The organism is Streptomyces sp. A 4/2 (assembly GCF_940670765.1).
Taxonomy (GTDB): Bacteria; Actinomycetota; Actinomycetes; order Streptomycetales; family Streptomycetaceae; genus Streptomyces.
The window spans coordinates 144693-169233 of sequence record NZ_CALNVW010000046.1 but is presented as its reverse complement, the minus strand read 5'-3'; the positions used below and the strand labels follow the sequence as shown (position 1 = coordinate 169233).

The window sequence follows — 24541 nt, the reverse complement described above, 5'->3', positions numbered from 1 at the left end:
ACACACCCGCCCGGACAGATTCAGGCGATGCCGCGACCTTGGTCATCACCACAGGTCCAGCGCTTCCAGGACCTGCCCGGCCATGGGCAGCGGTGTAGTGGGGGTGGTGGTGAGGAGACTGTCGGGGACAGCGGTTTTGGTGTCGAGCTTGATCATCTCGCGCCAGCGCAGGACCTGCTGCCACTGCGCCGTCCAGGCCGGGCGTAGTTCCTCGTCAGGGACGTTCTCGAGCCGGCGCCCGTTGGTCAGGAGCCGGGCGGCGGTCTTGGCGCCGATGCCGCGGATGCCTGGGATGTTGTCGGCGGGGTCGCCCATCAGGGCGCGGAAGTCCGGCCACTGCTCGGCGAGGACACCGTAGCGGGGGAGGATGTGCGCGCCCGCGGTGTAGCGGCGTTCCATGGCTACGCCAGTGTTCAGCAAGCGCACGCTGAGGTCGGACAGAAGCTGGATGTAGTCCTTGTCGCTGGTCATGATGTCGACCGCGCGGCCTTCGGCGCAGGCACTGGTGGTCAGGGTGGCGATGACGTCGTCCGCCTCGCAGCCGTCCTGCTCGAGCCACCGGACGCCCGTGTGGTCGAGGGCCTTCTTGACCAGGGCGAGTGACTTGATCAGGCCGGGCTCGGGGGTGGGCCGCTGGGCCTTGTAGGCGCTGTCTTGCCCGGCGCGGGACTGGGAGCCGTTCTCAGAGTCGAAGGCTACGAAGATCTCGGCTCTCTCGGCATGCTCGGCCTGGGCTTTGCGCAGGAGCGCGGCGAAGCCGAACACGCCAGTGCGGTCGATGGTGTTGTCGCGGCTGGTGATGCGTGTGGGGAAGCCGTACCAGGCGCGGTGCAGGAGGTAATGGCCGTCGACGAGCAGCAGGGGGGCGGTCATGGCGTGGCCTCCGGAGGGAGAACGTGCTGGTGGGTGCCTGTGACCGTGGCGTACGGGCGTCCGTTGCCGGATGACCTTGGAGTGTAGTCACGGTCGTGGTGCGGAGCAGCCAGAGGTTGGCCAGCAACCCCTGACGAGGCGTTCGGCGGCGTTGCGCTCGGCACCGCCCCTTGGCGAGCGGCCGGGCGCGTTCGTCGCTGTTCAGGGCGAGCACCCGATGCGTCTGGACCCTGCCGAGGGTGCCGGGGGCGTGGCGGGCGTAGGCACCCAGCGCGCGGGCGAGTACGGGGCGGACACGGGTGGCTCCTTCGGGTGGCGGCGGCTGGATCTGGGAGATCCGGATGGGCCAGCGGTGGCAGACTGCCGGGGAACACTGAGGATGGTGGAAGAAGTTGACGGTGGCCGAGACTCCGGTGGTGTTCCTGCTGGTGGGGCTCACCGGCTCAGGCAAGACGACGTATGCCCAGCGGGTGCTGGAGCCCCGGGGCGCGGTGCGGCTGTCGGTGGACGAGGTGGTCTTCGAACGGCACGGCCGGTACGGCGTCGACTACCGGGAGGACACCTACTTCGAGAAGGAGGCCCCCGTCGTCGCTGAGATGCACCAGCGACTGGCGGAGCTGATCGCCGAGGGCCGGGACGTGGTGTGGGACCACGGGCTGTGGCCGCGCAAGGACCGCGAGGCGATGAAGGAGCTGGTGGAGTCGGCCGGCGGGCGGTGGAGGCTGCTGTACTTCCCGGTGGAACGGGAGGAGTTGCTGCGCCGGCTCGAGGAGCGCAACGAGCGTGGGGACGCGAACTCGTTGCTGGTCACGCCGGAGGCCCTGGACGACTTCTTCGCCCGGTTTGAGAAGCCTCAGGGCGAGGGCGAGGAGATCGTGGAGCCGGGCTGGCTCTGAGGCGCGGGCGGGATCCAGGCAGTGGGTGACCGGCTGCTCGGCCGTCGCATAGAGGTCCCGCACCGCGGGCGCCGTTGGTCCCCAGGCAGCGGGCATCTCGGCCGAGAGCTTGTAACACCTCGGCGGAGGGCACCGGCATCGCCCGCCGGAGCGTTGGCTGACCGAGGCAGAGCCGTGAGGCCGTGGCTTCCCGCTGCGCTCCCCACCCGAAGCGAGCCGGTGCCCGTGCCTTCGGCCGCGAACGAACGCGACCTGTTCAGCGAAGGGTGCGGGGCCCGTACAGGGCCGTCGGCTGGTTGGTCATCAGGGCCCAGTACCGATCGCCGTAGCTCCAGTGCCACCACTCCGTCCCGTAGTTGATCAACCCGGCGGTGGAGAGGGCGGAGGCCAGCAGGGCCCGGTTCGTGCGGGCCTGGGGGCTGATCGAGGCGGCGTCCGTGTAGCAGGCTCCGTCGCTCTCTTCGGGGTTTGCGTTCACGCGCGTGCCCATGTCGAGTTCGGTGCCGTCGGCGTCCACGAGGGTGAGATCGACGGCGGCGCCGGCGCTGTGGGGGGCGATCTCCGGCGGAGACACATAGCGGCTGGCGGCCCCGAGGACCTGGTCGTCGGGCCAGGCCGGATTGGCCGCGCGAAGTTCGTCCGCGTACTCCTGGAAGTAGCGCCGCTGCAGGTCGGGCGGGCGGTAGCCCTCGACGTAGAGCAGACGGAGCCCGTCGGGTAGGAGCGACTGGGCGTGGACGAGCCGGTCGAGGACGCCGCGGCGCAGATGGGCGTACGAGCCGGTCGTGTCGGCCCTGCGCTCGTCGACCAGCAGCGTTCCGCGCACGTCGATGAGCGGCTCGCCGCAGTCGGCAATGGGGATGGCCGCCACACGCGGGTCGGACATCAGGACGATAGGCTCCGGCGCGAGGGTGATCTGCATCCAGGGCGCGGCGTTCTCGCGGAAGGAGTGCCCGAGGGGTTCGATGCCGCTCTGGTCGGTGAGGCTGAATCCGGTCACCATGACGGTGCTGGAGCCGTCTGCCACGGACACCAGATGGGTGCCGCAGTCGGGGCAGAAGCCCCGGTGGAGGGTCGCGTAGGTCGAGTACCACTTCGGCTCGCCGCCGGGCCCGGTCCAGGTCAGGGAGTCCCGGGGGAAGCCCACCCACAGCACTGCGGGTCCGCCGGAGATCCGCGTCTCGTGGTCGCACGAACACAAGTGCGGATCGTCCGGGTTGCCGGCGACTTGGTAGGAGATCCGGCCGCACTGGCAGTGGCCGGTTCGAACCGGGGCCGGGGCGTTCGATGCGGCTCGTGTGGCCGGCAGGGGCCGAGTGGGCACGGGGGGCGTGCCGAGGGCGGGTGATGTGTCGCTCATGTGAGTCCTCGCTTCGAGATGGGCCCGGGTGGGCTACGAGAGGGTGAGGTCGGTGGCGTCCGGCAGTTCGGTGAGGGGCTGCAGCGCGGCACGGGGGATCCCGAGCCGCGCTCGGGCCTGGTGGAGGGCGGCGAGCTGGCCGGCCGCCGGGGGTCCCCAGTCGAAGAGCTCCAGGGCCTGCTCGGGTGTCGCCAGGACCCGGATGTGGGTGCGGCCGGTGGCCGGGTCGACGGGTGGCGGGCCCAGACGGGTGAGGGGCGCGGCGTAGCGGAGGCGGGCGTACGGCTCGTCGGGGTCGGAGAGGTGGCCGAGGAACAGCGGTTCGCCGAACTCAGCCGCGGCTTCCTCCCGTACCTCCCGGCGCAGTGTGACGAGCGGGTTGCCGCGGTCCGGGGGTTCGGGGGTGCCGCCGGGCAGGCAGGCCGCGCCCGTGTCCGGTTCCAGCAGCACCAAGGCTCGGCCGTCGGGTCCCAGAAGCCATCCCCAGACCTGAGCCACCGAGAGCTGCTCCGGGGCGGGGCCGGGGTGGAAGGGGAGGTGGTGCCGGGCGCGGGCGGTGCGAAGGGCGCCAGCCCGGTCCAGGACGGTGGGGGCGATCGGGAGGCCGTTTCCCAGCAGGGCGGGGCCGGCGGAGTTGATGCGGGCGCGCAGGGCGGACAGGGCCCGGCGGGCGTCGCCGGGGGACATCAGGTCCGGTAGCCGGGCGGGTTCGACGAACTCGACGGAGGTGATCTCGCGGTCGGGCAGCTGGATGGCAGCGATCTGCTCGTCGTTCCACGTGCCGCCGTCGTAGACGTGCAGGATCTCGCCGGGGAAGCGCATGTCGGCGGGCGCGTTGAGGCTGTCGGCGCTGACCCAGTCCACGGCGAGCCCGCGGTCGACGGTCAGGGTGACTCCGAGTTCCTCGCGCAGTTCCCGCGAGGCTCCCTGGGCCGGGGCCTCGTTCGCGTCGACGGCGCCGCCCGGCAGGAGGCAGGTCGTGCGGTAGTCGACGCGCTGGATCAGGACCCGGCCGCGCTGGTCGGTGATCAGCACGGACGTTCCGGCCCACAGGGCGGCCGAGGCGCGTAAGGCCCCGTACGCCTCGTCGGTCATCATCGTGCCGGGTGAGGCGTCAGGGGAGGGCGTGGTGGTCATCTCGTCTCCGATCGTGCGGGCGGGACCATGCGGACGGTGGGCCGGTCAGGCGACGAGCTGGTGTGGGTCGCCCGGCGTGGGGCCGGGGGAGAGCCGGGTGAACTGCTCGGTGCTGATGATCTGGGTGCGTTCCGGTTCGGGCAGGCGGGCGAGAAGGCCGGGCAGGGGCCGCGGGCGGGCGGCCTCGCTGCGGTGGGCGCAGATCGCATCCCACTTCACCGCTGCCCACGGTGAGACGTCGACGCTCGTGGTCACGTACGCGTCCGGCACCGCGAGGAGCGACTTGCCCACGCTCTGAAGGAGCGGCCCGAGACGGCCCACACCGGATTCCGAGTGCGTGGCCGCGTACAGCGCGGCCGGCTGCCAGGGCTCCCCGGCGTCGGGGTACAGGTGCGGCAGGGCGGCGGCCTCGACGGCGAGGAGGGTGATCTGGTGGGCGCGCCGGTGGTCCGGGTGCCCGGTGAGCTGGCCCAGCGCGTCGTGACCGACCACGGTGTCGGGCCGGAACTCGCGGATGTGTGCGACCAGGCGGCCGACGGCTTCGTCGAGAGGCGCGTCAACGAGGCGTACGGCGCCGCCGGGCGTGGAGGCGGGGTTGCGGGCGTCGGCGTAGCCGAGTAGCCGCGGGCCCCCGGCCCCCAGAACTGCGAGGGCGTCGGCGAGTTCGGGGGCGCGGTGGCTCGTCGGCGCCCAGGTGGTGGTGACGACGCAGGTGCGGGCGCCGGCGGCGTGGTGCTGCGCGAGCACACCGCCGGCCAGCAGACTCTCGTCGTCGGGATGGGCGAACACCCCCATCAGCGAGGGCACAGACGGCTGGTTCATGGCGAAGAGGACTCCTTGATGTGGCGGACAGGGCGAAGAGGTCAGATGATCGGCGGCCGCCCGGCGGCGGTGAGCCGGTAGACGGTGCGCCAGCTCATCGGACGCCTCCGCTGGGTACGCCGGGACGTCCACCCTTCCCGCATGCCGCGCAGTGTCTGGCCGAGTCCGCCGCCGCGCACGGCCCGGGCCAGGGTGATCGTGGTCCACACGCTCAGGTAGACGGGGAGGAGCGGGGCGGGGAGGTTGCGGTAGGCGATCCAGATCCTGTTGCGGGCGGCGAGCCGGTGGTACAGCGCGTGGCGGGCGGGTTCGGTGAGTGGGTGGTGCATGCGGATCGAGGCCGCGTACCAGCCGCTCCAGCCCGCCTCGTACAGCCGCCAGGCCAGGTCGAACCCTTCGTGATACAGGAATAGTTGATCTTCCCAGCCGCCCACTGCGTCAAAGGCGTCGCGCCGGATCAGGACGACGCCTTCGGTCATCGAGGCGACCTTCCCCGGCCGCCCCGGGTTGGAGGCTCGCAGCCGGGGGACCCAGCGGCGTGGCGTGGTCACATCGTCCGGGCCGGTCAGCCGGGGCTGTACCCAGGCGGCTTGTGGGTGCTGCTCGGCCTCGGCGACGAGTCGGGCCAGGACGTCGGGGCGGGGGAAGCTGGCGTCGTTGTCGAGGAAGTAGAGCCAGTCGGCCAGATCGCCCGCGTCGCGCAGCGCGGCGGCGCCGGCGTTGCGCCCGCCGGGGATACCGATGTTCTCGGGCAGGGACACGGTGAGCGCACCGGGTGGCACGACCTCGGGCTTGCGGCCGTTTCCGACCACCACCACCCGCACGTCGACGCCGTTCTGGGCAAGAAGCGTCGCCTGCGCGGCTGCTTCCTCGGCAGGGCGGTCGTTCATGGTCAGAACGACGACGTCGACGCGTGGGCGGGGCATGGGTTCCTCCAGGCCGTCGGGGCCGGGCAGCGGTCAGGGCGTGGGGACGGGCATGCCGGTGAGGTGCTCGGCCTGGCGGGCGATGAGCGGGGCGAGGTGAGGGTGGACGCCCCGGGAGCACGCTTGGAGGAGTTGCCCGAGGGCGATGAGCTCCCCGGTCCGGCCGGCGTCCGTGTCGAGGACGTCGGCGAACTCGCGCCGGATCCGGGCGGCGGTCGCCGGTGCGGCCAGCGAGTACGCGTGGAGCAGACCCAGGTCGTAGCCGACGGGCAGGCGGCCCCAGTTCTCCCAGTCGAGCAGGACCAGGGGCACGCGGGTGAGGTTCGCCCAGTGCAGATCGGCGTGCCCGGTCGTCGTCTCACGGATCCGGACGGGGTCGATGCCGAGGAAGCGGCGGAGGTTCCGGTCGACCCAGTTCTGTCGTACCGACTCCCGGCAGGTGGGCACCGTCGCGAGCGCGCCGAGCGCGGACTTCAGCTCCGCCCACCACGAGTCGGGCAGAGCGATGTCCTGGTCGAGGGCGGGAGTGCCGCTGGTGACCGGCGGGACGGACACGTACTCGGTGAGCTCGGCCCGGAACGCGGCGTCCCGGGAGGTCCAGTCGAGGACGCCGCGAAGCCGGGGCCGCGGTACCGACCGGGGCACGTGCGTGTCGGCGGTCGCCGTCCCCTCCCACAGCCGTCCGCCCGCTTTGTCCGCCTCGGCGGTGACGATGCGCAGCCAGCAGTCCCCGGCCCGGCGCCCCAGGGTGCGGCCCTGCCACCCCCACACCTCCGGCCCCGACGCGGACACCTGGAGCTGCTGCGCGGCGGCCGCGTGCGCGCGCCGCATACGCTCCCGCTCGTCTCGCTCCGCCGGAGCGACGAACATCGCCTCCTGCACGGCCCGTTCCACCGTCACACCCCCTCCGCCACGACCGCGGCCTCAAGCCGCTCAACGGGCCCGGGCAGCACCACGTCACGCCCCGGCCACCGGAAAACCAGACGGCAGTGCTCCTTCTCCAGGACGTCGCCGGCGGGCAGCGCATCGTCGGGCGTGCCGGCCGGGTGGACCGTCAGAACGGGATCGGCGTGCTGGTCGTTGTCGTCGGCGCGGATGTGGCAGTCCCAGGCCCGGACCGTGGCCGCCAGCCGCTCGGCCAGCTCGGGGCCCTGCGCGCCGAAGGCGTGGACGACCCATTCCCACGCCTTGCCCTGCGGGCTGTCGCCGTCCGTGGTCTGGACGTGGACCAGGTAGGCGAGCGAGGCGTCGCCGACGATCGCGGGGGCGTCGCGGTCCTTCGCGATGCCGGTCACGCCCTCCTCGGGTTCCTGGTGGGCGGCCAGCCGGCAGAAGCCCGGCAGGGTGGTGGCCGCGTACAGCTGCAGGGAACCGAAATAGGAGTTCGTCGCCCCCATCGTGATGCCGGTGGCGACCTCGTGCCGCGGCCCGCGTAGCGCCTCCTCCAGGCCCGTCGTCTCGGCCGCCGTGCCGTGCTCGAAGCGCAGTGTCAGGCCCCCGTCGAGGAGGGGGACGACCGGAATGCTGCGGGCCTGTTGTCCTTGGTCGCGGACGAAACCGCAGTAGGTGAAGTGACGGGCGTGCAGCACCTGCCCGCGCCGTTCGAAGGTGACCGCCCGGGTGTAGCCGCCCATCTCCAGCGGCAGGACCAGGCGGCCGCCCTCGGCCAGCTGCTCCCGCCAGGCCGGGGCGATGTCCCAGCAGTTGTAGGTGATCATGCTGGCGTCGAAGCCGCCGCGCGGCACGAGGTGCCCGGGTGCGCCGAGGGCGGCGTCGGCTTCGACGGAGGTGACGCGTCCGCTGCCGGCCTCCGTGAGGAACCGGCGGGTGCGGCGCACGACCCACGGGTCGATGTCGACGGTGACGACGCGTCCGTCGGGTCCGGTGACGTGGGCGATCAGCTCGGCGTTGTAGCCGCCGGATCCCGCCTCGAACACGACCGCGCCCGGCTTCAGGCCCAGGTGCTCGATCATGTCGGCCTGGAGCCAGGCCGCGGATACCGAGCTGATCGCCGTCCCGGTCTCGTCGTAGCGGGTGATGACGGCCCGGTCGCCGCCGTCGTACGCGGCCGCGAGGTTCACCTCGGGGGCGAAGCGGTGGCGGGGCACGGTCCGCAGCGCCTCCCGGACGCGCTCCGAGGGGGCCCAGCCGCCGTCGATGACCATCTGGGTCATCGACGCGCGCAGCCTGGCGGCCTCCGCCGGTTCCCCCGGCACGGGCGGCTGGTCGGCGGCGATGGGGTAGGCGGTCGTCGGCGGCAGGCCGGGAAGGATGCCGGGCCACACGGCGTCGATCGCGAGAGCGGCTGGGACAAACACGTCCCCGACGCAGGCGAGGGCGTGGAGGTCGACGAACTCCCAGCGGTCGAACTTGTCCGGCTCGGGGTTGGCCAGAGTGCCCGTCCAGGCGGTGATGCGGACGACGGCGGTGAGCCGCGGGATACCGTGGCTGTCGTCGACCAGCATCGTCACCACGTGCGCGTCGGCCGGATCGGCGATCAGCCCGGTTTCCTCGGCGAGTTCGCGCACCGCCGCAGTGGCGAAGTCCTCCGGGCCGGTGGTCTTGCCGCCGGGTAGCTCGAGCATGCCGCGCCGGGAGCGGCCCAGCAGGACCCGGCCGGCGTCGTCGGTGACGACGGCGAGGGCGCCGGTCAGGGCGTGGCCGGTGGTCGGCCGCTTCTCGACGGCCCGGGTGTCGAGGTGGCACGGCCCGCGCAGGACCAGGAAGGCCAGGCCGTCCGCGTCCGCCCGCTCCACCGTCTTCCAGCCCGCACCGAGCAGCGTGATCTCGTCCTCGTCGAGGGCGATCCCACGCCGCTCAGCAGGGGTGTTCTCGACGGTCGGGGTGATGACGACGAGTGCGCCGCCGTCGAGCAGCCGCTTGCCCAGCCCGTGAACGACCCGGCCACGATCCCCCACGAACGGGTACACCAGCCGCAGCGTGATCAGGTCATACCCCTCCTCGTGCAGCGCGGCCGGGTCGTCGCGCTCGATGTCCAGCTGCAGCCAGCGCACCCCGTCGACGTCGGCGTGCTCTTCGCGGGCCCGGGCGATCGCGCTGTCCGTGAGGTCGACAGCGTCCACGGTGTAGCCGACGCCGGCCAGGTGGGCGGCCAGCTCCCCGGTCCCGCAGCCCACATCCAGGGCCCGGCCCCCGCCCTCGGGTACCGGGGCGTGCTCGGCAAGGAGTTCCCGCTCGCGCTCACCGAGCAGGCGCCACCCCTTCCCCTCTCCGTAGTGCTGCTCCCACTCCTCGCGGGCTGTGTACATCAACGTGCTGCTCCTCGTGGTCGGTGGGGTGGGAATCAGGGGCGCTGTTCGGTGCGCAGCCGGGCCAGGGTGCGCAGGCCGCGCTCGACCAGCTCGGGATCGCCGTGGGCGGTGCCGTAGGAGATGCCGGAGACGGCGTCGAGGACGGACAAGACCGTGAGCTGAGCCTCTTCCTCCGGGGTGAAGGTGCGGCCGTAGCCGTCCATCACGGCCTGGAGGAGGTCGGGCCGGCCGTGCCAGGCGTCGGAGAGCCGTACGAAGTCCCGCACGGCCGGGCCGTCTTCCGACCGTTCGAAGTCGATGACGTAGAGGGTGTCGGCGGCCTCGTCCCAGCGCAGATTACGGAGCTGGAAGTCACCGTGCGTGGGCACCGTCTGCAAAGGGGCCAGGCCGGCGGCCCTCTCGGCGGTGGCGCGGATGAACCTCTCGTCGCCGGGCGCGAGGTGGGGCAGGGCCCCGGCCAGGTGCCGCTCCAGCTTCCCCAGCGGCAGGACGTCCGCGGCGGGCCGGGGTGGGCCGCTGTGATGGATGGCCGCCGCGAGTTGCCCGATGCGGTGGAAGATGAGGCGCTGCTGCTCGGGCGGGTGGACGGCGCCGTGCAGGGTTCGGCCGCCTACCGCGGTGAGCACGACGGCCCGCAGCGTGGGGTCGGCGGCCACCAGCCGGGGTGCGGCCGCTCCGAGGCCGGGGACCCAGCTGCGGAGGGCGTCCACTTCACGATGGTGGAAGTTGTCGTTCTGGTGGATCTTGACGTACCACTCGCCGCCCTCGGCGCCGACCGCCCGCCAGACACGGCTCTGCTCCCTCGCCCAGGACACGTCCGTCCACGCGGTGATCCGCCCGACCGCCTGCTCACCGAACGTGCGCACCGCCTGCTCCGGGACCGCGCTGCGCGCGGCAGGTTCGGGGACCAGGACCAGCCGGTCGACGGACCGGTCGTAGGCGATCGGGTCGCCGGGCTCCTGGAAGTGCACGGCCATCCGCGCGCCGGCCCGGTAGGCGTCCAACCCGGCCCGGCAGTACGCCACCATCGGCTCCGGCAGGGCGTCGAAGGAGAACCACCCCATGGCGTCGCACACATGGTGCTCCATGACCTCCGGGGTGCCCTCCCACCGCTTCACCTCGAAGAACAACCCAATCCGGGCGCCGCCGGCGGGGGCGCGGTGGTGCAGGGTGACGGCCGCCCGGACATCGGCCGGGTCGATGACGACGCCGGACTCCTCCCGGGCCTCGCGCACCAGGGCGGTGACCATGTCCTCCCACGGGCCATCCAAGTGCCCGGACACGAGATGCCAGCAGCCCGGCGCGTACACGTTCCCGGCCCGCCGGGATAGCAGCACCTCGGGTCCCGCCGCGCCGTCGCGTACGGCGAGCAGGTGGACGTCGAGCGGCTCGGTGTGCCGCTGGGTGCCGCTCACGCGTCACCGCCGGGGCGGCGCGCGAGCAGCACGGTGAACACCGCGTCCTCGACAAGGCCGCCGGGCTCGCTGTGCCGCTCCAGCAGCTCCAGGGCTTCGGCTTCGAATCGGCCGTGGCGGTCGCCGAAGAGGTCCGGGCGGGCGAAGCTGGTGCTGCGCAGGTAGCCGAGGACCTGAGCCGGCCTCCAGACACGGCGGACAGGGATTCGGTGCTCGGTGACCTGGCTGAACGGCGATGCGGCGAGGTCGTCCTCGTACCGCTGGCCCGGTCCGGCATACACGCCGCCCGTGCCCGCGCGGCGTGCCTCGCCCAGGTAGGACTGGATCAGGTGCTTGAGTGCGGCCGTCCAGTCCGCCCGGTAGGTCCACAGGCTGCCGTCCCCCATGATCGCCACCGTGGCTTCGGGAGCGGTGGCACGGTCGGCCATCTTCAGGACGGCGGACCGGTCCATCCAGTGGAAGGACCGCGCGCAGGTGATCAGGTCCGCCCGGTAGCCGTCGAACGGGGGCGTGAAGTCCTCGGCCCCCACCAGGTGGAAGCCGGCCGGACGGCCGCCCAGCAGGGGTTCGAGAGTGGCGGTGGCCTGGCGGAGCATGTCCTGGTCCGGGTCGACCAGGTCCACGCGGTCGATCCGGGGAACGGCCGGGAGCAGAGCGGCAGGCACCTGGCCCGTGCCGGAGCCGAGGTCCAGGAGGGCCGGGCGGTCGGCTTTCCGCATCGTGTCGGCGAGGAGTGCGACGGCCTCCGGCGGGATGCTGGGGCGGTGGCGGGCGTAGGCCGCCGCCGTCGACGTGAACAGTTCCTTGGGCTCGTTGTGCGGTGGGGTGGTCATGCGTCCTCCAGCAGTTTCCGCAGCGCAGCGGCGTCGGCCTGTAGCTGTGCCTCGATCTGGCGCCCGCTGTCGAGGACGTCCCAGGGCAGTGGCCCGCCCGGCGCCGGGTCGGTGTCACCGGCGTACCGGGGGCAGATGTGGCTGTGCAGATGGGGTACGACGTTGCCGAGCGTGGAGAAGTTCAGCTTGATCGGTTCGTAGAAGGCCGTCAGGGCTCTGCCGAGCGCGAGGGTGTCGCGCCAGTAGGCGGCGGCGTCGGCTTCGGACAGGTCGGTGGGCTCGGCCGCGTGCGGGGCACCCCGGTGGATGAGGACGCAGTAGCCGCGCAGGCGTCCGCTTCGCCACAGGTAGGCGTTGGCCACTTCACCGCGGCGGAGCAGGAGGCCCCAGCCGATGTCGTCTGCGGAGTAGTCGTTCGCGCACATGGGGCATCCGTCGCCGGCGCGGTGGCGGAGGAAGGTCTCGGGCCAGCCGGACGGCGCGGCGGGGCTGACCGCTTGGGGGTGAAGAGGGCTTGGTGGCTGGGGCACCCGTAACTCCTTGTTGTTGTGCGGCTGGTGGAGCGGTGGGGGGCGGGGCCTGTCAGAGGTAGCCGTGCTGGTAGGCGAAGGCGACCAGATGCGCCCGGTTCTTCAGCTGCAGCCGGGTCTGCAGGCCGTGGATGACGTGTTTGACGGTGCGTTCGGCGGAGCCGACCTTCTGGGCGGTCTCTGCTGTGTCGAGGCCGTCGGCCAGGCATCGCAGGATTGTCGACCTCGCGGTCGTTCAGCTCGGTCAGCCGCTGCTCGACGGGGCCGGGCAGGCGCGCCCGCAAGCGGCTTAACGCCTCCAGCACGGCGTTGACGAGGTCGTCCGGCAGATATCCGTCACCGCGAGCGGCTGTTGTGATGGCCTGGACGAGTCGGTCCGGCGTCGCCTCGGCGCGACGCAGGAGACCGGCGAGGCCGCACTCGGCCGCGTCGATCAGCTTCGTCTCGTCGATGTCCGCCACGACGAGCACGGACCGTGCCGTGCTCGTGTGCTTGATCTCCCGCAGCAGACGCAGCGTCGCCTCCTCGACGGCGTCGGTGACGATCAGCGCGACCTGGGTGTCCACGGCAGGTCCGGCGGCGTCGACGAGGGTGATCTCGGGGCGGGGCCTGAGCAGGCTGACCACCCCCGCCCGGCAGATGGGGTCCGGGGCGTGCAGCATCACGGCGATCCGAGAAGGCGCGGTCACGGCGCCTGCCGGGGCACGGCTGCGAGCGGAGGAAGCGTCCATGCCAGGGCCTTCGGGCCCGCGCCGGAGGTGACGTGCTGGACCCCAGAGCTGTCGCGGAGGTCGACCCGGTACCACTCGGGCCGTCCGGCCTGCTCCCAGCGAGCGTGGAGATCCTCGAGTTCGGCCCACACATCACGCGGCCCATGGACTCGGACGGTGCCGTCGCCCGGGCCGGCCACGGCCCAGGAATCGTCCTCGGGCGCGACGATCGTCATCGTCTCGGCCTGGAAGTCCCGGACCAGACCGGGGGCGAGGTAGGCGGCGGCGAGCCAGAAGCCGTAAGCGTCGTCCGGCGGCGGTGCGAGCCGCGTGGACCGTGCCGTGCCGGGGTCGTCCTTGATGCGGGCGCGGTGGTCCAGGGCGTTGAGCCACCGGTAGCCGAGCAGGGGCCGGTACCCGCGCGGCCGGCCCCGCAGGACCGCCTCGACTGTGCCGGCCGCGGTGCGGGTGACGAGGAGTTGTCCGGGCCAGCTCGGCGTACGGGTCGCGAGCGTGGTGAGCAGCCGGCCGCCCGGTGCGAGTTGTTCCACCCACGGCTCCGGAACGCAGGGGACGCCGATGCCGGAGTGGATCCGGTCGTAGGGCGCCCTCGCCTCGTGCCCTTCGAGCGCGTCACCCTCGATTACCACCGCGCCGACGCCAAGGTGGTCCAGGTTCCGCTGGGCGAAGGCCGCCATGGGTCCGTCCCGCTCCACGCCGGTGGCGAGTCCGGGGCCGGTGATGGCGGCGGCGAGTGCGAGGGAGACGCCGGGGCCCGGCCCGAGCTCCAGATACCGCTGCCCGGAATCGAGTTCCATGGCTTGGAGAGCTTCGACCGTGGCGGGGGTGTAGGTGGACATGGACGTCATGTGTCCGCCGGTGATCGGCCCGCGGGGGAGAGCGTCGAGGGGTTCGCCGTCGCGCTGGAGCAGGATCGACTCGTTGCTGTGGATCAGCTCGAGCCACTCCTGCCGGTCGTCGGGGTGGGAGCCGTCGAGGAGGCGCCAGTCGATCGGGTCCGCGCCAGGGCCGCTGACCCGGACGTACGCGTGTGGGAGCAGGATCTCGCGTGGCAGTGCGAGCAGAGCCTCTCGCACGGGACCGCGGCCGAGCTCTCCGCTCTCCTCAAGCCGGGCGACCATCGCCGCCCGGGCCGCCGCAGTCTCGGAGGTGTCGGCGGCGGGCTGCGGCGGAAGGAGGAGCGCGGCGGGCCCGGTGTTGTCGGTCCGCACGGGGTTCTCCAGGGGATCGGGTGGTGCGGCAGCTGGAGTCGCCGTCGAGTTCGGCACCTGGTTCACGAGGCATCGCCTCCGAGTGAGCGGTCGTGCTGCCCGTCGTCCGTGCACGCTGCAGTGGGCACGGTGGGAGCGGCGGTCCGGGCTGCGGGAGGCGATGGCAGGGTGGTGGCGGGCGGGTCCGGCATCTGCCGCAGCGCGCGGATCGGGGAGCGGGCGAGGACGACGAGCGGGACGAGCAGCAGGAGGGTTCCGGCGGTCAGGGCAGGCCGGACACCGAGCCATGTGCCGAGTGCGCCGGCGAGGAGCGCGGCCACGGGCCGGGCCCCGGACGTCAGCCAGGTGCTCACTGCCTGCATCCGCGCCTGCATCCCGGCCGTGGTGACGATCTGGCGGATGGATCGCTGGGTGGTGCCCGCGGCACCGGCGCAGGCGAGCTGCAGGAACAGTGCCGCCCCGATCGTGATCTGCCAGGCAAGGCCGGGGGAGGCGAGCAGCAGCGGGAGCTGGGTCAGCGGGGTGATAGCGAGCGCGGCCAGCATCATCGGCCCCGGCCCGTACCGGCGGGACAACGCCGGGGCGGTGAGCGCGCCGGCGGCTGCGCCCAGCGCGCCGAGGCCCAGCACCACACCGAACGCGGTCGCGCTCATCGTCAGAGACCTCAACAGGTACAGGGCCCACAGGGTGTTGAGCAGCCCGAGTGCGAACGACGTCGTGGCGTTGACCAGGGTCAGGGTCCACAGCCGGTCATCGCCGCGCACGTACCGCAGGCCCTCGCCGATCTCACTGCGCAGCCGGCGGGACTTCGTGCGGGCGCTGGTGGGTTCGGCAGTCTGGATGCGGGCGGTGCATACGGCGCTGATCAGGTAGGAGGCGACGTCGCCGAGCAGGGCCCGGGCGGGGCCGAGCAGCGCGGTCAGCGCGGCGCCGAGGTGGCTTCCGGCGGTCGCGGCGACCGCGAACAGCGCGCCGACGCGGCTGTTGCTCCGCTGGATCAAGGACCGGTCGACGAGGCTGGGCAGCAGGCTGATGGCCGCCGCGTCGTGGAGGACGCTCGCCGCCCCTTGCACCACGGCGACGATCATGAGCTGCGTCAGGGTCAGGGTGCCCAGTGCGGCCGCCACCGGCACGGTGGCGAGTACCGCGGCGCTGACCAGGTCGCCGGTGATCATCTGCCGGCGCTTGGAGTGCCGGTCGGCGAGCGCGCCGGCGTGCAGGGCGAGCAGGGCGGGAGGGAGTTGTCCGAGGAACGCCAGCCAGGCGACCTGGGCGGTGGTCGCGTCCAGGTGGAGCACGGCCAGCACCGGCAGCGCCATCTGCGTGATCGAGCTGCCGGCCACGCTCGCGGCCTGGCCGGTCAGGTACCGGCGGAAGTCCCGGTGCCGCCACAGCGAGGTGCCGGTGGCGGAGGGGGGCTCAGTGGAGGGCGGCACGGAGTACCTCCTTCGGCTCCGCCAGGCGCTCCCGCTTGAGGTGCGGGGGCTCGGTCTGGGCCCGTCGGCTGGGTGCGCTACCGGCGGGTGTGCTCACCCTGCTCACCAGCCCAGCTGGGAATAGAGGTGGCCTTCGGAGATCGCGGTGATGGCCGTACGGGTGTAGGAGACGATCGGGTCCGGCAGCTCGTCACGCGGCCACCACTGCCAGGTCAGGCACTTGTCGGACTCGCGCACCTCGGGGGTGCCCTCCCACCGGCGAGCCCGGAAGATGAGCTGCAGCAGGGGCAGGCTGCCCGGGGTGTCGACGACGTGGACGACGTGCGCGAGCTCCACGTCCGCAGGGTCGATGACCAGCCCTGCTTCCTCCCACGCCTCGCGGACCAGACATGAGAGCGCGGACTCCTGCTCGCACCGCCCCGCGAGGTAGTGCCAGGTGTCGCCCGCGTACTTCGAATCGGGATGCCGCAGGCCGAGAAGCACCCGGCCTTCGGGGTCTTCGAGGTGGAGGTGGACTCCGACACCGTTCAACACCACCCGGCTGCCGCCGTCCCACACGGGAGGAGCCACGGCCGGCTCGCTGCCCGCGGGATTCTCGGCCGCGTGCCGGCGAATCAGGTCCCGGGTGGCCGGACTCAGGCGCAGCCGGTCCAGTTCGTCGACCGCGAACCAGCGCAGAAGCACACCTTCGTGCAGCCGGAGACGGTCGGGGTTGCCGCGCCACCGGCCAACGAAGACCCGGACCGGGACGCTGAGGCCGTCGACGCTGGTGGCGGACTCCACGGCGTAGGGCTTCACGTCCTCAAGGCGGAGGTCGGGCACCTCCTCGGACAGCTCCCGCAGCAGCGTGCCCTCCAGGCTCTCGTCGTCGTGGGTACGGCCGCCGCCGAGAAGGGCGAACGCGCCCGGCTGCCAGATGACGCCGGGCTTGTGGTCACGCAGATGAAGCAGATACCGACCGGTCCCGTCGTGGATCAGGGCGGAAGCGTTCACCGGCTCCGGCCGGCCGTCCAGGCCCGCCGCGAGGAGTTTCGCGCGCAGCGTCGGCGCGGTGACTTCCGGCTGCGGGATCCACTGGGCACCAGACACCTCCTCCTCCTGCAGCGCGATCGTCGGCAGCTCCTCGCCGGCGAGGTAGAAGACGTAGCGGAAGTCGTAGTGGCGGTGAGCCGGCTCGCCCTTGGACGGGCTGGCGTCGATGTCGTGGACGTCGATGTCGATCGGAGAGCCGAGCAGCTGCCGGGTCAGGCACAGGGCGCCCGGCGCGATCCCGGCCTCCTCCGACACCTCCCGTAGCGCCGCGGCGAGCAGCGTGCGGTCCTCGGGCTCGATGTGGCCACCCGGGGCGAGCATGAGGCCGCCGGTGGCCCGATGCCGGATGTGCAGGACCCGGCCCTGCCGGTCGATGACAACGGCGCTGCACGTGACGTGCCCGGGCAGCATCGTCCGGGCGGTCGCGTCGACGGGCCGGTCCAGCGCGGTGAGAAGCCCGGCCAGGGCGTCACGCTCGCCGGGGTGCCGGCCGAGGTACGCCTCGACGGTCCTGCGGATCGCGGTGGAGCTGGGTGACATGGGCGTCGTCTCGCCTTCGAAGTCGTGAGAACGGGGTGGCGGGCAGGCTGAGGGCAAAGGGGCGCTCGGGTGGATCAGCTCGCCGTCTCGTGGCCGGACGGCTGGGCGCCGCGGGGGCCGGGAACGCCGTCGGATGCCGCCGCGATCCCGTACTGCGCGGCCTGGGCGATGAACATCCCCTGGTACAGACCCCCCGCGCGGGACATCAGGTCCTCGTGGGTGCCGTCCTCAACGACGCAGCCCTGATCGAGAACGTAGATGTGGTCGGCGTGCATGGTCGCGGCGAGCCGGTGGGTAACGAGCACGACCGCGTGCCCCTCCTCGGCCAGGGACCACAGCCCCTCGAACGCGGCGATCTCCGCATGCGGGTCGAGGGCGCTGGTCGGCTCGTCAACCAGCAGGAACGGCGCCTGCCGATACCTTGTTCGAGCGGACCCCAGCTTCTGCCACCCCCCGCCCGAGAGCTGGACACCACGCTCGTAGCCCTTGAACACGATCGAGTCCCAGCCGTGCGGCAGGCCCTCGACCAGCTCGAGCACGCCCGCCTCACCGGCGGCCTTGCGAACGCGGTCCATGTCCCGGGGACGGTCTCCGGCACCGATGGCCACGTTCGCGGCCGCCGTCATCTCCCATCGCGGGAAGTCCTGTGCCAGCACGCCGACTTCGGCGAAGATCTGGGCGCGGTCGGCCTCACGCAGCTCGACCCGCTCGCCCGACTCGCCCACCCACCACACGTCCCCCTCGGCAGGGAGCAGCAGCCCGGCCAGCACCTTCGTGAGGGTGGTCTTCCCCGAGCCGTTCGCACCCACCAGGGCCGTCACCTTCCCCCGCGGCACGCACACGCTCACGCCCTTCAGGGAAGGACCGTCGGCGCCCGGATAGGTGAACGACACCGCCTCCGTCCTCACCTCCCGCACCGGTGCGGGCAGCCGGGCACCGGTAAGCGGGATCGCGTTCTCGCCTGCCACCTTGATCGCGTCCTCGGTGTCGGTGAGGAACAGCAGCTCCTCGTACAGCCGGTTGACCTGCTGCACCAGCGACGTGAGCCGCGCCGTCGACGTACGGATGGCGATCACCGCCGTCCCGCCGACGGCAAGCGGCAGACCACCGGTCGACAGCAGCCACCACAGCACCCCGTAGCAGGCCAGCGACGCCACACCGGCGAACCCGCCCGCGACCAGGTCCGTCGACGCCTGCGCCCGGGCCAGGCGCCGCTGCTCCGCCTCCGTCTGCCGCGACATCTCCTCGTAGCTGGACAGCAGCTTCACGCCGGCGGCGTGCACGCGGAGCTCCCCGGCGGCGTGCGGGCGGGTCAAGTAGGCCAGCAGGGATGCGATCGCCCGGCGGTGGTCGACCCAGTTCATCCGGGAGAGGTAGTCACGGCGCGCGGAGCGGACCGCGCCCCACCCCTTGGGCAGGGCGATCGCCAGCAGCATCGGCAACAGCGACCAGTGCAGCGCCGCGAGCACGACCGCGGCCGCCGCCATGCCGATCACCACGTTGCCGACGCCGACCGACAGCCTCAGCATGCTGCGGGCCGAGTCCGTGCCGAACTTCCCCGCCTCCAGGACCCGCTGCACCTCCGGCCGCTCGGTCGCCTCCACCTCCACACCGGTGACGGCCCTGTAGTAGCGGGCGGAGACCGCCCGCTCCACCTGCGGCTCCAGCCGCCCCGACATCGCCGTCGACCACGCCGACAGCACGGCGCCGGCCACCGCCGCGACCGCGAGTACGACCAGGGACGGCAGAGCGTCGCGGAGCTTATCCACGGTCGGACCGTCGGCGAACAGCTGCGCGAGGACGCCGTTTACCGCCACCAGGCCCCACGCGGCCGTCACGCCCTGCCCGAGCTCGGCCGCTACCACACCCATCAGCGCGCGCTGGTCCGCCTTCCAGCCGGTGCGCAGCACCATGCCCACCATGTGCGGCAGCGCGGCCGCCATGTGCCCGAACTTCAGCCGCGTTAGAGGGCCTTCGTGCCGGACGTAGGACTGGTCGTAGCGCAGCCGGCCCCCGTACAGCTCCCGCTCGGCGTCCGAGATGTTGTCCGTTGCTCCGACCTTCGGGCCGCTCGCGACCTTGTCGCTGTCTGGTTCGACTGGCGTCAATGTGTTCCCCCTCGTGGACGTGGCGGTGGCGTCGCCGTGTTCAACGACGCCGCATGATTTCGAGCACCTGTTCCTTTCGGACGCGTTGTGCGCCCTGTGATTCAGCGGATTTCCGAAGGTGCGCAGTGCACCGACCCTTGCCGCGCAAGGGCCCGAGGCTCGGGGCGATTGGCCGAAACGCCGACGTTCGGTCTCTGCGGCGGTCGGCTGTCAGCCAGCGCCCGTCGCTGGTGCTTCGCCGTGTTCGCCCGGGGTGGACGGCAGGCCCAGGCGCAGCGTCATGACCGCGTGGTCGGTCAGCCCCGCTTCGCGGGCTTGCTGGTGGTAGTCGCAGGCCAGGACGCGGTCGGCGTGGGGTGTGGAGACGAAAAGGTGGTCAAAGCGGAAGCCGTTACCCGTGAGCCCGAACCAGGAGTGGGCGACCTCGTCGGGGTGGAGACGGCGGAAGGCGTCGATGAGGCCGGCGGCCTGGAACGAGTCATAGAAGGCGTACTCCCACTCGCCGAACACCTTGTGCGGGGGCTGGTGCCCGCGCTCGATGACATTGAGGTCCCCAGCCACGATGACGGGCATGTCCGGGAAGGCGGCGCGCAGCCGCGGCAGGCTCTCGGTGACCGCCTCCTGGAAGGCACGCTTGGCAACGTTGCGCTGTGCCTTCGGGCCGCGAGAGGGCACATACAGGCCCAGCACTCCGATGTCGTGGCCGCCGACGGTGACGCGGGCCGCCGGGGCGCGATGGGGTGTGACGGTGACCGGGCTGGGGACCGGCCGGACGCCGCCGGTACGGCAGGCGATGACCGTGCGGTAGTCGGGCGTGGACGGCTGGGGAGCGATCACGGTGGCGTACCCGCGCTCGGTGAGCGCGGTGACGAGGGCGTCGCCGCCCTGAGCGGAGGACACCTCGGTGAGGACGGCGATGTCGGCGTCCTCCTGGCCGGCGATCCATTCGGCCTGGCGGCGCGAGCGCTCCGGAGAGGCGTGCTGGGCGTTGAACAGCAGCAGCCGCACGGCGTCGGTGGCCGGCTGGTGGGCGCTTTCGTCGGTGGCGAGCAGGGACAACTGCTCCGCGGCGGGGGTCATCGGCCGGCTTCCTTCTCGTCGAGGAAGACCTCGCTGTGCGCGTCCAGGGTCTTCTGGAGGCGGCCGAGGGTGTCGAGGGCGAAGGCGAGCTCGTCGCCGGTCAGCGGCGTGCCGACGGCCGTCAGGTTCTCGGTGACCTGCTCGGGGCGGGTGAAGCCGACGAGGACCGCGGCGTTCTCGGCCCGCTGCAGGCACGCCTGGAGCGCGACACGCGTCAGGGCGGCCGGGCTGTCGCCGAAGCGCTCCCGGAGCGGGCCGAGACCGTCCTGGATGATCCGCAGCGCCTGCGGGGTGAACCATGCCTTGCGCAGCCGGTGGTCGCCGGGCGTGAAGACGGGCGGGTGCTCGGGGTCGTACTTGCCGGTGAGCAGGCCCTGGGCCAGCGGCTTGTTGATCAGCACGCTCGCGCCGAGGGAGGAGGCGAGGGCGAAGATGTCGGGCTGACCGTCGGCGGGCGGCGGGGTCAGGGCGTTGTACCGGGCCGCGAGGTAGTCGGGGCGGATCTGCTCGGCGAGGTAGGCGAACCGGGCGTACTTGTCCTCGCGCTTCTCCTTGGCGACGGTGACCCGCTCGGTGGCGTGGCGGTGCGGGCCGCGCATCCCGACCGCGGTGACCAGGCCCTGGCGCTGGAAGTCGCGCATCTGGGCGACAGCCTCCTCCAGGTAGCGGTCGTCGTCGCCGAAGTCGGCGTTGTGGAAGAAGTAGATGTCGAGACGGTCGGTGCGCAGGTTCTCCAGGCTCGTCTCGAGCTGGCGGCGCATGGCCGCGGGGAGGTAGGCGTGCCGGGCGGTGCCCCGGTGGTAGCCGACCTTGGAGGACAGCACCACGGTGTCGCGGGGGACGGTGGCGACGAGATCACCGATGATCCGCTCGGAGTGCCCGTGCCCGTACACGTCGGCGGTGTCGATGAGGTTGGCGCCGAGCTCGTAGGCCCTCTCCAGGCCGCGTCGCGAGGCGGTGTCGTCGGCCGTGGACCAGCCCATGGGCAGCCCGAGGTTGTCATCGGAGCCGCCCACGGCCCAGGCGCCGATCCCGATCGGATGAACGGACAAGCCGCGGGCGAGCGTGCGGCGCGCGATGGAGGAGGGAGCACTCACAGGAAGTACCTCTTAACTCTCAATTAGTAGCAAACACTGATGAATCGCTTCGGGGAGTGAGTATGGTGCCTCGGGTGACGACACAACCCCCCTTCACCGAACTTGACTTGAACGCGATCACCGAGCGGCACTGGGTCGACCGAGGCGACTTCACCGACGCCGAGTTCGACCGCGCCCGCGCCTTCTACGGGCAGATGCGCGTCCACGACGACCGCCTGGAGCAGGTCCGCGCCGACGCGGCCGCCATGATCAGCGAGTGGACCGGGCACAAGCCGCGCGACGTCGGCAGCTTCGGCACCCGCCTGAACCTGGAGACCTCGGACCTGGATCTGGGCATCGGCTACCCGGTCGAGGACCGCGACCGTCTGCGGGCGGCCCTCGCGCCGCACACGACGTTCCTGGGCGAGCGCAAGACCCGCTACTCCACCTCCCGGCTCGTCTTCTCCTTCACGCTGGATGGCATCGAGATCGACCTGAGCGCGCTCGAGGTCGAGGATTTCGCCGTCGCCTGCCGGATGCTCGATCAGATCGACGTGACCATGACCTTGGACGAGCGCATCGCGCACACCTGGGTCAAGCACGTGCTGCGCAGCTCGGGCCGGACCGAGGAGTACGCGACCTGGAAGCTGACGACGTACGCCCGCTTCTGCCCGGAGTTCAACTGGGTGCCGATCCCGGAGAAGACCGCCGGCGCGTGAGCGCGACGGCCTGGGGGCCCCGCCCGCGGCAGCGCGGCGGGGCACCCAGGCGCGGCGCCGGCTCAGTCCGCGCACGAGTCCCCTGCGTTGATCAGCTCCCAGCCGGCCGCCGCCTCCCACCGGCTGTACACCCGGGCCAGCGTGGCCGCGTGCTCTCCGGTGAGGTAGGTCGTGACCTCGCGCACCGTGGACGCCATCAGCCCGCGCAGACTCCCGGCCCGCGCCTCCAGCGCCGCCTCGATCCGCGAGGCGAGCACCTGTTCCTGCTCCGGTTGCTCCAAATCGTGCTGCTCGATCGCGGCGATCAGGTCGCCCAGGACCTGGTAGGCGGCGTCCTTCAGCACGACGCGGGCCTGCCGGACGGCATGCCGCGGTGCGTCGTCGAGGACCTTCTCCAGGCTCTTGAAGGTGTAGTCGAGGGAGAAGTGGCGGTCCACCCAGCGCTGGGCCCAGTTGCTGGCCACGCCGATGCGCCAGTCCAGGTACCGGCAGGCGACCCGGCCCATCAGCGGCTCTTCCGCTCCGGTGAGGCCCTCGGCGGCGGCCATCCGGGTGTAGGCGGCGCCGATGAGGGACTCCATGCTGACGAGCATGTAGCTGATCCCGGTGTGCAGGGCCCGGCCGGTGGTGTGCTCGGCGACCCATGCCTCGTCGCGGACTCCGCGCACGATGTCGGCAGCCGGTAGTCCGGGCTGCGGCCGCAGCAGCAGATCGGTGCGGCCCTGGAAGGCGTGCGTCTCCTTCAGCTCCTCCAGCGTCATCAGCGGGTCGAAGGTGATGTAGGTGTAGCGGGTGGGCACGTCCAGCGCGGACAGGGTGCGGATCGCGACCGCGTTCTGCTCGGCGGTGTTCTCCTTGTTGAACCGGTCCAGGATGGAGTCCACGCCCGACTCCACGCCGAAGAGCATCCGGCGCAGCCCCAGGTCCATCAGGGTGCGCCACATGGCGACCCGCTCGATGTGCCAGGTCTCGTCCATGTCGGGGTGGGTGACCTGGTCGATGCGGCAGCTCGACTCCCAGCGGAAGCCCGCCCGGTGGAACGCGGCGGCCAGGGCCAGGATGCGGGGCACGACCTGTTCGCCGCGGCCGATGATCTCCTCGTCGACCAGGTACGCGGTCCGGGAGACCTGGGGGAACTCGTCGAAGACGCGGCGGATCCAGGCCAGGATCCAGCAGCCGGCCAGCGGGTCGGGGCCGTTCCAGATGCCCTTGTGCCCCCGCGGGCAGAAGCTGCAGGTGTTGGTGCAGCCCCGGCTCATCTCCAGCTGGGCCACCCCGTGCATCTGGAGGGTGAGGCGGAGGAGGTCGAGCTCGGGCAGGATGTCGGCGGCGGCGACGGCGGCGCGGAGCTTGGCCGTCCGGCGGGCGGCGATGCCGATTCCGCCTCCGCGGGGGGCGCCGTTGTAGCCGAGCCCGGGTATGTCGGTGAGGGGGATCTCGCCGTGCCAGTAGGCCAGGAGGCCCTGCATGGTGGGCTCGCCGGCCGACCGTGCGATGAGGAGCTTGGGGTACTTCGCCAGGAGCAGGCCTTCGTTGCGGGCCACCAGACTGCCCCCGGCGATCACCAGAGGCGGCTCGGGTAACGCGTAGGCCGCGTCGAGGACTTCTTCGAGGAGGTCGTGCTGGCCGAAGGTGGCGCTGATGCCGAGGATGTCTGGGGGCGCGGTGGTGACCTGCTTGAGGAGGTCCTCCAGGGTGGTGCCCAGCTGCATGTCGAGCAGGGTGACGGTGCCGGTCATGGTGGCACGCGCGGCTCGGGCCACGTCGCTGATGCCGAGCGGGAAGCGGGGCAGGGGGAAGTTCTCGGGGTGGTAGAGCGCCGCGAGCAGCACGTCGGGCTTGCTGAGGCGTTCCACCGCGCTTTCGTCGAGCACGGCGGCCGAGAGCCAGGAGTCCGGCTGGTCGATCAGGAGCCGGGAGCTGGTCCACTCGGGCCAGGCCCTGTCGGAGTGCGGCTGGCCGGACAGGTCGGCCAGGGTCCACCAGCCGCCTCCGGTCTCCAGGAGCACCAGCCGGCGGTCGAGGGTGCCGGTGACGCGGACCCGCAGGGCGTGCTCGGCGTAGCGGTCCTCGATGAAGGTGCGAAGGTCGTTGGGGGTCAGGAGCAGGAGCTCCAGAGCACCGATCTCCTGGCTGTCGCCGGGGTCAATCGGCGGCGCCGACGGGAAGGCGTGCTCCAGGGCGGTGGCCAGCCGTACGGCCTTTTCCCGGACCGGGGAGTTGTTCATCAGGAGTGCCCTTCAGAGAGTGCGGATCGTGGGCCGGTGTGCTCAGCTCCAGGTCGGGGGGCTGCTTGTCGCGGCGGACCGGAGGGGCTGGCGTTCCGGCGCGTGCTTGTCGTTGCGGCGCCGTACCGGGCAGCAGCCCACGGCGAAGCCGCCGGGCGCGAGGGTGGAGCCGACCGCGTTGGTCAGCGGGTGGCTGCCGGATGGCGTCGTGGTGACTGGGCAGGCCGGGCGGTTGAACACCGCGGTGGTTGTGACGGCCATGGGCAAGGTCCTTCAGGGCAGGGCCCAGCAGCCCCCGGGGCATCAGGAGATCCCC

Annotated in this window: 21 protein-coding genes and 1 pseudogene; 2 read left to right on the top strand and 20 right to left on the bottom strand. The window is 72.1% G+C overall.

Annotation, left to right across the window (positions count from 1 at the left end; all coding sequences use genetic code 11):
* Nucleotides 1-45 precede the first annotated feature (45 nt).
* Nucleotides 46-873 carry a 5'-3' exonuclease H3TH domain-containing protein gene (locus tag NBY69_RS31410; protein ID WP_250305332.1) on the bottom strand — a complete coding sequence of 276 codons (828 nt, stop codon included), beginning with the start codon at nt 871-873 and terminating at the stop codon, nt 46-48.
* 398 nt (nt 874-1271) lie between these two features.
* Here NBY69_RS31410 and NBY69_RS31405 point away from each other — a divergent pair, with 398 nt between their 5' ends.
* The gene (locus NBY69_RS31405; RefSeq protein ID WP_250305331.1) at nt 1272-1769 is read left to right on the top strand and encodes an ATP-binding protein; all 498 of its coding nucleotides are present in this window, start codon (nt 1272-1274) and stop codon (nt 1767-1769) included.
* A 256-nt stretch (nt 1770-2025) separates the two neighbouring features.
* Here NBY69_RS31405 and NBY69_RS31400 read toward each other — a convergent pair whose 3' ends face one another.
* The 17 genes and pseudogenes from NBY69_RS31400 to NBY69_RS31320 form a co-directional block, all read right to left on the bottom strand.
* Nucleotides 2026-2655, bottom strand: coding sequence for a M15 family metallopeptidase (locus NBY69_RS31400; protein WP_250305344.1), 630 nt, complete (start codon nt 2653-2655; stop codon nt 2026-2028).
* A gap of 69 nt (nt 2656-2724) precedes the next feature.
* Nucleotides 2725-3129 (bottom strand): annotated as a pseudogene (locus tag NBY69_RS31395) (GFA family protein); the annotation flags it as partial.
* A gap of 33 nt (nt 3130-3162) precedes the next feature.
* The gene (locus tag NBY69_RS31390; protein ID WP_250305329.1) at nt 3163-4266 is read right to left on the bottom strand and encodes an NUDIX hydrolase; all 1104 of its coding nucleotides are present in this window, start codon (nt 4264-4266) and stop codon (nt 3163-3165) included.
* Between the two features lie 45 nt (nt 4267-4311).
* Entirely contained in the window at nt 4312-5088 is a 777-nt protein-coding gene (locus NBY69_RS31385; protein ID WP_250305327.1) for a PIG-L deacetylase family protein, read from the bottom strand.
* 41 nt (nt 5089-5129) lie between these two features.
* Complete coding sequence (locus NBY69_RS31380; RefSeq protein ID WP_250305323.1) at nt 5130-6014, bottom strand: glycosyltransferase family 2 protein; 885 nt, start codon at nt 6012-6014, stop codon at nt 5130-5132.
* 33 nt (nt 6015-6047) lie between these two features.
* Nucleotides 6048-6914: a hypothetical protein gene (locus NBY69_RS31375; RefSeq protein ID WP_250305321.1), complete on the bottom strand. Its 867-nt coding sequence runs from the start codon at nt 6912-6914 to the stop codon at nt 6048-6050.
* A complete protein-coding gene (gene fxlM / locus NBY69_RS31370; protein WP_250305320.1) occupies nt 6911-9283 on the bottom strand; it encodes a methyltransferase, FxLD system in 2373 nt (790 codons plus the stop codon). The genes NBY69_RS31375 and fxlM overlap by 4 nt, the downstream gene beginning before the upstream one ends.
* A gap of 35 nt (nt 9284-9318) precedes the next feature.
* Nucleotides 9319-10701, bottom strand: coding sequence for a phosphotransferase (locus tag NBY69_RS31365; RefSeq protein WP_250305317.1), 1383 nt, complete (start codon nt 10699-10701; stop codon nt 9319-9321).
* Entirely contained in the window at nt 10698-11534 is an 837-nt protein-coding gene (locus NBY69_RS31360; protein WP_250305314.1) for a trans-aconitate 2-methyltransferase, read from the bottom strand. Before NBY69_RS31360 ends, NBY69_RS31365 begins: the two co-directional genes overlap by 4 nt.
* The gene (locus NBY69_RS31355; RefSeq protein ID WP_250305313.1) at nt 11531-12064 is read right to left on the bottom strand and encodes an HIT family protein; all 534 of its coding nucleotides are present in this window, start codon (nt 12062-12064) and stop codon (nt 11531-11533) included. The genes NBY69_RS31360 and NBY69_RS31355 overlap by 4 nt, the downstream gene beginning before the upstream one ends.
* Nucleotides 12065-12116: 52 nt before the next feature.
* Nucleotides 12117-12269, bottom strand: a complete 153-nt coding sequence (locus tag NBY69_RS31350; protein ID WP_250305343.1) for a LuxR C-terminal-related transcriptional regulator — start codon at nt 12267-12269, stop codon at nt 12117-12119.
* A gap of 480 nt (nt 12270-12749) precedes the next feature.
* Nucleotides 12750-14072, bottom strand: a complete 1323-nt coding sequence (locus NBY69_RS31345; protein WP_250305311.1) for a methyltransferase — start codon at nt 14070-14072, stop codon at nt 12750-12752.
* Nucleotides 14069-15442: an MFS transporter gene (locus NBY69_RS31340; RefSeq protein ID WP_250305309.1), complete on the bottom strand. Its 1374-nt coding sequence runs from the start codon at nt 15440-15442 to the stop codon at nt 14069-14071. Before NBY69_RS31340 ends, NBY69_RS31345 begins: the two co-directional genes overlap by 4 nt.
* A gap of 102 nt (nt 15443-15544) precedes the next feature.
* Nucleotides 15545-17014 carry an NUDIX domain-containing protein gene (locus NBY69_RS31335; RefSeq protein WP_250305308.1) on the bottom strand — a complete coding sequence of 490 codons (1470 nt, stop codon included), beginning with the start codon at nt 17012-17014 and terminating at the stop codon, nt 15545-15547.
* A 74-nt stretch (nt 17015-17088) separates the two neighbouring features.
* On the bottom strand, nt 17089-19122 hold the full coding sequence (locus NBY69_RS31330) for an ATP-binding cassette domain-containing protein (RefSeq protein WP_374211359.1): 2034 nt from the start codon (nt 19120-19122) through the stop codon (nt 17089-17091).
* Between the two features lie 210 nt (nt 19123-19332).
* The gene (locus tag NBY69_RS31325) at nt 19333-20202 is read right to left on the bottom strand and encodes an endonuclease/exonuclease/phosphatase family protein (protein ID WP_250305306.1); all 870 of its coding nucleotides are present in this window, start codon (nt 20200-20202) and stop codon (nt 19333-19335) included.
* Nucleotides 20199-21299, bottom strand: coding sequence for an aldo/keto reductase (locus NBY69_RS31320; RefSeq protein ID WP_250305303.1), 1101 nt, complete (start codon nt 21297-21299; stop codon nt 20199-20201). The genes NBY69_RS31325 and NBY69_RS31320 overlap by 4 nt, the downstream gene beginning before the upstream one ends.
* Nucleotides 21300-21373: 74 nt before the next feature.
* On the opposite strand from NBY69_RS31320, the gene NBY69_RS31315 reads away from it, so the two are divergent.
* The gene (locus tag NBY69_RS31315; protein ID WP_250305302.1) at nt 21374-21997 is read left to right on the top strand and encodes a hypothetical protein; all 624 of its coding nucleotides are present in this window, start codon (nt 21374-21376) and stop codon (nt 21995-21997) included.
* A 62-nt stretch (nt 21998-22059) separates the two neighbouring features.
* On the opposite strand, the gene NBY69_RS31310 is transcribed toward NBY69_RS31315, so the two are convergent.
* Both NBY69_RS31310 and NBY69_RS31305 read right to left on the bottom strand, forming a co-directional pair.
* Entirely contained in the window at nt 22060-24225 is a 2166-nt protein-coding gene (locus NBY69_RS31310) for a radical SAM protein (RefSeq protein ID WP_250305300.1), read from the bottom strand.
* Between the two features lie 42 nt (nt 24226-24267).
* Complete coding sequence (locus tag NBY69_RS31305; RefSeq protein ID WP_250305299.1) at nt 24268-24486, bottom strand: hypothetical protein; 219 nt, start codon at nt 24484-24486, stop codon at nt 24268-24270.
* Nucleotides 24487-24541 lie beyond the last annotated feature (55 nt).

Excerpts from the sequence above, each read along its gene's own strand:
- NBY69_RS31410 (WP_250305332.1), bottom strand. The coding sequence starts at position 873 with ATGACCGCCCCCCTGCTGCTCGTCGACGGCCATTACCTCCTGCACCGC.
- NBY69_RS31400 (WP_250305344.1), bottom strand. The coding sequence starts at position 2,655 with ATGTCCGACCCGCGTGTGGCGGCCATCCCCATTGCCGACTGCGGCGAG.
- NBY69_RS31390 (WP_250305329.1), bottom strand. The coding sequence starts at position 4,266 with ATGACCACCACGCCCTCCCCTGACGCCTCACCCGGCACGATGATGACC.
- NBY69_RS31385 (WP_250305327.1), bottom strand. The coding sequence starts at position 5,088 with ATGAACCAGCCGTCTGTGCCCTCGCTGATGGGGGTGTTCGCCCATCCC.
- NBY69_RS31380 (WP_250305323.1), bottom strand. The coding sequence starts at position 6,014 with ATGCCCCGCCCACGCGTCGACGTCGTCGTTCTGACCATGAACGACCGC.
- fxlM (WP_250305320.1), bottom strand. The coding sequence starts at position 9,283 with ATGTACACAGCCCGCGAGGAGTGGGAGCAGCACTACGGAGAGGGGAAG.
- NBY69_RS31360 (WP_250305314.1), bottom strand. The coding sequence starts at position 11,534 with ATGACCACCCCACCGCACAACGAGCCCAAGGAACTGTTCACGTCGACG.
- NBY69_RS31335 (WP_250305308.1), bottom strand. The coding sequence starts at position 17,014 with ATGTCACCCAGCTCCACCGCGATCCGCAGGACCGTCGAGGCGTACCTC.
- NBY69_RS31325 (WP_250305306.1), bottom strand. The coding sequence starts at position 20,202 with ATGACCCCCGCCGCGGAGCAGTTGTCCCTGCTCGCCACCGACGAAAGC.
- NBY69_RS31310 (WP_250305300.1), bottom strand. The coding sequence starts at position 24,225 with ATGAACAACTCCCCGGTCCGGGAAAAGGCCGTACGGCTGGCCACCGCC.
- NBY69_RS31305 (WP_250305299.1), bottom strand. The coding sequence starts at position 24,486 with ATGGCCGTCACAACCACCGCGGTGTTCAACCGCCCGGCCTGCCCAGTC.